The sequence below is a fragment of the Pseudomonas sp. GM50 genome, assembly GCF_000282375.1.
Taxonomy (GTDB): Bacteria; Pseudomonadota; Gammaproteobacteria; order Pseudomonadales; family Pseudomonadaceae; genus Aquipseudomonas.
Map to the genome: position 1 here is coordinate 1 of NZ_AKJK01000027.1, position 8,369 is coordinate 8,369.

Here is an 8,369-nt window from a genome sequence, read left to right on the forward strand (position 1 = left end):
CCAAAAGCCACTGGCGGGTCTGCGGGCTGTACCAACCGGCTTCTGCATCGCGGCACAGATCGCCCAGGACGGCACCGGCCTCTACCGATGCCAGTTGGTCCTTGTCACCGAGCAGCACCAGACGGGCGTGGGCCGGCAATGCGTCGAGCAGATTGGCCATCATTTCCAGGTCGATCATCGAGGCTTCGTCCACCACCAATACATCCAGTGGCAAGCGATTGCCGGCGTGGTGCCGGAAATGCCGGGTGCCGGGACGACTGCCGAGCAAACGGTGCACGGTGGTCACATCCGACGGGATCTTCTCCCGCACTGTTTCAGCAACTTCCAGGGTTTGAACCTGCTGGCTGATGGACTCGGTCAATCGTGCGGCAGCCTTGCCAGTGGGTGCCGCGAGACGAATGCGCAACGGTTTGCCGGCTTCCACCGCGGGCGCTTGTAGCAATGCGAGCAAGCGCACGACCGTAGTGGTCTTGCCGGTCCCCGGGCCGCCGGTGACGATGCTGAATGCGCTGCGGGTAGCCAGGGCGCAAGCGAGCTTCTGCCAGTCGATCATTTCATCAGACCTGGCTGGACCAAACAGGCCAGTCAGGCGTTGAGGTAAATCACTCGGTGTTGTTTCGTGTGCCGCCAGGCGCTGACGCAGGGCGTTGTCGATCCGCCGCTCGTAAGCCCAGTAGCGGCGCAGGTATAGCCGTTTACCCGACAGCACCAACGGCCGGTGCTGCGCGGCTTCACGCCCGTCGACGGCCAGAGCCACCAGACGGCTGGACGCCAGGACCTTGCACCAATGAGCCCCCTCCAGCGCCTCAAGCAATTGCGACGGCAGCAACATCGCGCCACTTTGCAGATCACCTTCCGGCGGCAGCGACAGAGCGAAGTCCGGCTCTTTCAGCGTCTCGAACAGATCCAGGCAAACATGGCCGTGGCCCAACTGGTGACTGGTCAACGCGGCGGCCAGCAGCACCAGCGGATCATCGTCGGGGGCGAGTTCGTGGAGAAAGGCCACGAAGGCCTTGTCCAGCGCCCGCAGCCAACCGCGCTCGACCCAGCGCGTGAGCAACAGCAACAAGTCATCTGCGCGACTCAGCGGGGCCAGGTCCGCCAGACTTTCGGCCGCCAACGGCGTGGGCAGCAAATCGGCGAAGGTGCGAGTCATAGCAGTACTCCCTGTTCCCAGGCGGGTTCGGCCTTGGGCTCTGGCTTGCCCTGGAACAACCGGTCCAGACGCTCGATCAGCTCCCGTGGCGGACGGGCGAAATACACGCCTTGGCTGGCCGCGCGAGTACCGCGAAGGAACAGGTACAACGCCCCACCGACATGCCGGTCGTAATCGTAATCGACCAGCCGCGCCTTGAGCTGGCGATGCAAGGCGAGCAGGTACAACACATATTGCAGGTCGTAACGGTTATCCAGAATCGACTGCTCCATGGCCGGCACGGTATAGGCCGCGTCATCGACGCCCAGCCAATTGGATTTGTAGTCGGCGACGTAGTAACGACCGTCGTGCTCGAACGTCAGGTCGACGAAGCCTTTGAACATGCCATTGAGCAGCACCGGTTCGGCAGCCACCCTGGCCACGCCGTTGTGGGTGTATTGGCGCACCAGTTCATCGAGTTTGAGGACATCGACTTTGTGACTGGCGAACCAGAATTCCATCTCGACCCGGTACTGGGTCAGTTGCCCGAACACCACCGGTGCCTGCCCGCCGCCGATGTGCAGCGGGGATTTGAGCAAGTGCTGTAGCCAGTCACTCAACGTCGTGATCCAGCCTTCCCAGCCACGGCGATTGCAACGGCGGGCGATGGCGTCTTCCACAGTTTGTGGTGCAGCGGCAAAACCTTCGTCACCGGCCCACTCGAGCAATCCATGGAGAAAGGTGCCGGGGTTTGGCCCGCGAGGGAATCGATGGATATCAGCGCCGCCAGCAATCACTTCTCGCGGCGCTTGCGGATCAAGACGTTCGTCGTCAAAAAGCTTTTGTGCTTGCGGGCTCTCCGGCGCTTCGTCACTGCCCACGCTCAGACTGTCGCCAATGCGCAAGGCGCTGTAGGAGGCAATCCACCAGTTTTCGCTGGCCTTGCGCTTGGGTATCAGCGGCGCAAGCAAGGTCGCTTCATTGCGCGGCGGATGGTAATGCTCGACGCTCGATTCAGGCAGTTCACCGTAGTTCAGCGCCGGGCAGTCCTGCTGCAGGTCTTCCAGCCAACGCCGCAACCCTGCCGACTCGGCCAATGACGCACCACCGCCCAGCAGATAACCCAACGCTGAAAGGTGCAACGTCGAACCGTTGTTATTGCCGCGCTTGAGGTCAGTCACACCGAGCCAGCAAGCATGTTGTGCCCGGGTCAGGGCGACATAGAGCAGCCGAAGATCCTCGGCCAAGCGCTCATCATCAGCCTGGGCGATCAACTCGGGCGTCGGCTTCAAGCTCACCTGAGCCTTGCCCGTCGCGTCGTGGTAATGCAATGGCAAACGGCTGCCGTCCACCGGTTTTGCCGAGCAAATGAACGGCAGAAACACCAACGGATATTCAAGCCCTTTGGATTTATGGATGGTCACAACCTTGACCAGTTGCTCGTCGCTTTCCAGGCGCAGGATCTGTTCTTCGCCAGCCTGACCGGACAATGCCAGATGCTCGGACAAGTGACGGATCAAGGCTTGCTCGCCATCAAGCTCGGCGGCGGCCTGCTGTAGCAACTCGGACAGGTGCAGCAGGTTGGTCAGCACCCGCTCACCATCGTTGCGCGCGATCAACGCCTGGGGAAGTTGGAAGTCGTGCAGCAAACGTCGCAGCATTGGCAGCACGCCCTGCTTGCGCCAGAGCTCTCGATAACCGCGGAACTGCATGACCCGTGTTTCCCAAGCCAGTTCGTCCTGATTCAGCCGTTCCAGTTCAGCCAGCGAAAGGTTCAGCGTGATGCAGGCCAGCGCAGCACGGAGGGGACGCTCGACATCCGGCTCGGCACACGCCTTGAGCCAGGTCAGCAGGTCATGGGCTTCCTGCGCGGCGAACACGGAGTCCTTGTCTGACAGGTAAACACTGCGCACGCCGCGGGCCGAAAGTTCGCCACGCACGGCCTGGGCCTCTTTGCCGTCGCGCACCAAAATTGCGATATCCGATGGCAGTAAACCTTTGAAGTCCTTACCGTCCTGGATGAAGCCCGTACGGTCTTGCTGGCCACCATTGAGCAGCGCGGTGATTTCACTGGCGCAGGCGGCGGCCAATTGTTGTCGATACACCGCGCCAGACAGTGGCTGATCGGCGGACAGGTGCCAGATGTTCAGCGCCGGTACATCCTGGCCTTCAATCCGCAAGACTTCTTTGCGCCCCTGGGATTCTACGGGTAAAAACGGTACCGGGTTCTCGCCATTCTTCTCACGAAACAGGAATGCTCCGCGCCCCTGTTCACGAGATTCGGCGCGTTCGAACACATGGTTCACCGCACTGACCATGCCATGACTGGAACGGAAGTTGGTGCCCAGGGTATGCAGGCGGCCAGTGGTGGCCTGGCGAGCGCGCAGGTAGGTATAGATGTCGGCCCCGCGGAAGGCATAGATCGCCTGTTTCGGGTCGCCGATCAGAAACAGACCGGTTTCAGGATTGTTGTCTTCGATGCGATAAATGCTCTCGAAGATTCGATACTGCACCGGGTCGGTGTCCTGGAATTCGTCGATCAACGCAACCGGGAACTGCTCGCGGATCAGTGTTGCCAGGCGCTCACCGCCTTCGGACTGCAAAGCCGCATCGAGACGCAGCAGCATGTCATCGAAGCCCATTTCCGCGCGGCGACGCTTTTCTTCCTCGAACCGCGCACCGACCCAGTGAGCGGCGTGTTGCAGCACAGCGGCATCGGGGGTCGGCAAACCATCGAGACTGGTCTTGAGACCGGCCATCGCATCCAGACCGGGATGACGGGGGACTTCACCCTTCCAGGCTTCAGCCATGCCATCGGGAGTCAGACGAGTAAAGCCGGTGCCAATGTCCAGCTGCTCGACAGATTCATCCTCGGCCCAGGCCCGGAGCTTTTCGAACCAGGGTTCGAAGTAGCGCGGCTGCATCTTGCGGCCATCGACGCTCTTGCTTGCGACGCCTTGGTGACAGATAGCAAGCAACTCATCCGCCCATTGGCGCCAGGGCATCTTGAGTTCGAGCAAAGCGGCCCGTCGTTCCTGCAGGCACTCGGCAATCAACTCGGCAGGCTCTTTACCTTCAACACTGTCACGTTCGCTGGCGAACAAGCCACGCACTCGCGGCAGCAACGCCGCAGGGCCACCCCAATTGCCGCGAACCCAGTTCAACGCATCACCTTGCATCGGATAGCAGAACAGTCGCCAGTAGTCGCGCAGGACTTCGCCGAGCAAATCGCTGTGATCGGTTTCCAGGGTCTGGGTGAACAGGCTGCCACTGTCGAACGCATGTTCGCGCAACATGCGCTGGCACCAGCTGTGGATGGTCGAAACGGCTGCTTCGTCCATCCACTGGGCGGCGATATCCAGGCGGTTTGCGCAGCCGGACCACTGGTCGGGGAGGTACTGGTCGCGCAACTCGGCGATGAGGCCATCCGGAGCCGGTGTCTCATCGCGGAAAAACCGTGCGGCTTCAGCCAGCCGTGTGCGAATACGTTCGCGCAGCTCTTTGGTCGCGGCATCGGTGAAGGTCACCACGAGGATTTGCGGCGGCAGCAATTCACGGCCAAAACCACTTGATTCGCCGCCGTGGCCAAGGACCAGACGCAAGTACAGTGCAGAAATGGTGAAGGTCTTGCCGGTCCCGGCGCTGGCTTCGATCAGTTGGCTGCCACGCAGGGGGAATGCCAGGGCCAGCGGTGTTTTCGCGGTCATGAGCGCGCCTCCTCGCTGGTCAATGAACGCCAAGGGGCTTCAAGCAGAGGCCGATACAAAGCGTTGCACCAATCGGGGAAGGTTTCATCGGCAATCAGAGCATCGTAGTCGGCGAATTGCCGAGCGAGTGCCGGGCTTTCGCGGCGCTCGCCGTCAGTGGTCTGGCCGTCGCCTTCATAGGCCTTGCGGGCAGCGGCGTCAGCTTTGGCCGGGTCGGTTTGAGCGAGCCAGGCGAAGGCGGTTTTTACTGCTATCGGCAGCGGCTGGCGCATGCCCGTTTGCCAGGCCAACAACAGATCGCCCAGAGCCCGGGATGCTGCCGCCTCCTCCATCGGACCGAGCAGCAAACTGTCGTCGCTGGCCACCAACGCGGTTGTCATCGGCATGCCGCTGGCACAGGCAACCAGGTGATTGATCCAAGGTCGCGTCAGGCGATGCCATTTTCGGGCCTTGATCGAACCGATACTGTTGGGAATCGTAGTAACCGACAACAATCCGCCATCTGCGCGCTGATGCAGGCCACTGAACCAGCCCTCCAGACGCAATCCTTGTAGTTCCAGACTCACCGGCAACGCGCTGGTGAGCGGGGTCGGCCATAAAGCCAGAAGTTGCTGATAGCGCAGCAGCAGATCCGGCAGCGGCTCGATCAGCTCTCGCTGAAGACATTCTCCAAAACCGGCCATGGGCAAGAGCCCGCTGTTTTGCAGGCGTTTTGCCTGCGCCTCCAGTACCTGATCGGTTTGCTCCAGTTGCCCCAGCGCCGCTTCGAGCAAGCTGTCGCTGAGGCTATAGCGTTGCAACGCATCGAGTACGAACGGCTCTTCATCTGCCAAAGGCACTTCGGCAGCCTCGAAGAACACTTTGAGCCGCTGACTGAAGAAATGTCGTACAGGGTTGCGCAGAAAATCCTGCAGCTGACCCAGGCTCAGCGGTTCGTCCTGGACGTAGGGCTCAAGCACTTCGATATCAGTCGCCAGATCACTGGCTTGATGAAGAACCTGCCACTCGCTGGCGTAGCTGAATAGATCATCGCCCTCATGAAAGTAGCGATGGCTGAAAGGTTGCAGCGGATGTTCCTGAGTCATGGACTCAAGCAGCTCATCATTGTCATCGTGCAGTCGCCAGCCGCTGCCGAGATGGTCACGCAACTGCCCTATCAACACCGAAGCAGGGCGCTCGCTGTTGTCCCGAATACTGCGGCCGACCCAGCTGATGTAGAGTTGGTCGCGTGCCGACAACAATGCTTCCAGCAACAGATAGCGATCATCTTCGCGTCGGGAACGATCACCGGGGCGGTAGTCACTGCCCATCAGGTCGAAATCCAGCGGCGGCTGCGCGCGAGGGTAATCGCCGTCATTCATGCCAAGCAGGCAGACCAGTTTGAAGGGGATAGCTCGCATGGGCATCAAAGTACAGAAGTTAACGGCACCGGCGAGAAAACGCTGAGACAGGCGACCTTGGTCGAGACCCGCCAGCCAGGCTTCCCGGACTACGGTCAGCGGTAACTCGTCCTGCAAACCTACGGACTCGCAGATATCGAGCCAGGTCTCTCGCAGCTCTTCGAGTCGGGCCAACAAATAGTCGTCATGCTCGTTGCTGGCCAGGAAGAATAACTGCACCAACGCTTGCAACCGCGTGCCCCATTGTTTGGGCGCTGCAGGTTGAGTGAGTTCCTGGTGGGCAATTTCCAGCGCATCCAGCAGTGCAACCAAAGGACCTATGAGTGCGGCATCCAGGCCGCCAATCTCGTCGTAAGGTTCGATCCCCTCGCAGGCACTGGCGCTGCCCACGGCATAACCCAGCAGCATCCGTCGCAAACCGAAACGCCAACTGTTTTGCTCCAGTTCTTCAGGCAGGCCAAGTCCCGCGCGCTGCTCGGCGTTCATCCCCCAGCGGATACCTGCTCCTTCAATCCAGCGATGCAAGGTCGGCAGGTCACGTTCCTCTACGCCAAACCGAGCGCGTAATGCCGGAACGTCCAACAGATCGAGGATTTCGCTGACGGGGAAGCGACTATCGGGCAGCTTGAGCAAATGCTCGACAGCGATCAATAGCGGATCCCGGCCGCGCTGGCCTTGATCGGCGAGCGTGAAAGGGATGAAGCGCGGATCAAAGCGATCAAGCTGACCAAAGACTGCACGGATGTGCGGAGCATAACTGTCGATGTCCGGGACCATCACGATTACGTCGCGAGGCCTTAGGTCTGGGTCAGCACTGAATCGTGCGAGCAACTGATCATGGAGTATCTCCACTTCGCGTTGAGCGCTATGGGCGATGTGAAAACGGATCGATTCGTCCTTTTTCAGATCGACAGCAGGCCAACGCTCGCGAGTCTCGTTCAGGGGACGCAACTCCAGGATGTCGTCCTGCAACTGATTGAGCATGTTCTGTGGCTGGCTTTCGCTGAAAAGATCGATACGCCCGTCGCGAAATGCCGAGCGATAGCTATTAGGATCGTCGTAGCTGTCGAGCAGATTAATGTAGTCCCGCCCCTGCTTGCCCCACGCTGCCAGTAGCGGATGGGCATGCTGATGGAGCGTTTGCGAGTCGAGCACAACCGGCATGCCGCTCTTGCGAGCCTGGCGCTTGTATTGATGTCGCAACAGATCTTTATCAGCGACGATGTCCGCCCAATGGTGACGACATGGGTTGTGTACGCACAGCAAGACCTGGCTGAATCGAGCAAGCCCGGCAAGCGCTTCCAAGGCTTGAGCAGGCAGTGAAGAAATCCCGAAAACGATCACCCGTGACGGCAATCCGCTGGGTGCTACGTCAAGACTATTGATGCGCTCGATAAAACGTTGGTGCACGCCTGCGCGGCTTTGCGCCATGCCTTGTTCACCGACATCCAGCAACAGCGCACGCCACAGCTCCGCCTGCCAGCAGTTGGCCGGGGTCAGGGCTTTGGCTTCGCCTCTGCCATTTCGTAACTGATGACGACCTTCCGCCCAGTCTTCGAGCCAGTCGGCACGGTAGACCTGGTATTGGTCAAACAGATCCGCCAGTCGCTCTGCCAATTGATAGCGTTTACGTAAGTCGGTGTCATGGGTAAGAAAGCGCTGCAGAGGTTCGAAGTGCGGTTGGTTGATCAACTGTGGCAACAGACGCATCAGACGCCAGGTCAGCGGAGCTTTATCGAGAAGGGATTTGACCGGGATCTCGTCACGTCCCAGCACCATGCGATAAAGCTGCCACATGAAGCTGCCCGGTAACTGCACGTCGATGGCCGCGGCGATTCCGCAGCCGCCCATGTCGTCATCTTCGGGGTCTTCGGCCAGTGCCAGCTTCAGCCACTGGGCAATGCCGTTGCTCTGTACCAGAGCGATTTCATTTTCCAAGGGAGCTAGCGGGTAGCGTCGCATCCAGCTGACCACCAGGCTGCGCAACTCGTCCAGGCGGTTGCCGTGAACCACCATCAAACCAGCACTGAGGGACGTAGCGTCCGGCATAAAGGCTTCCTTGGAAAATACAAAAGCTAGGGCCGAACCTTAGCACTGTCATCAGACTGTGACAGCCGGAAGCGGTCC

3 protein-coding genes are annotated in these 8,369 nt (G+C 60.1%); all 3 read right to left on the bottom strand.

Features of this window, described 5'->3' with window-relative positions:
* The coding region (gene recD, locus PMI30_RS24210; protein ID WP_008006788.1) for an exodeoxyribonuclease V subunit alpha at positions 1–1,156 on the bottom strand (1,156 nt) is incomplete at its 3' end.
* Positions 1,153–4,842, bottom strand: a complete 3,690-nt coding sequence (gene recB / locus PMI30_RS24205; protein WP_008006790.1) for an exodeoxyribonuclease V subunit beta — start codon at positions 4,840–4,842, stop codon at positions 1,153–1,155. The genes recD and recB, both read right to left, overlap by 4 nt.
* The gene (gene recC / locus PMI30_RS24200) at positions 4,839–8,291 is read right to left on the bottom strand and encodes an exodeoxyribonuclease V subunit gamma (protein WP_008006791.1); all 3,453 of its coding nucleotides are present in this window, start codon (positions 8,289–8,291) and stop codon (positions 4,839–4,841) included. The genes recB and recC overlap by 4 nt, the downstream gene beginning before the upstream one ends.
* Positions 8,292–8,369 lie beyond the last annotated feature (78 nt).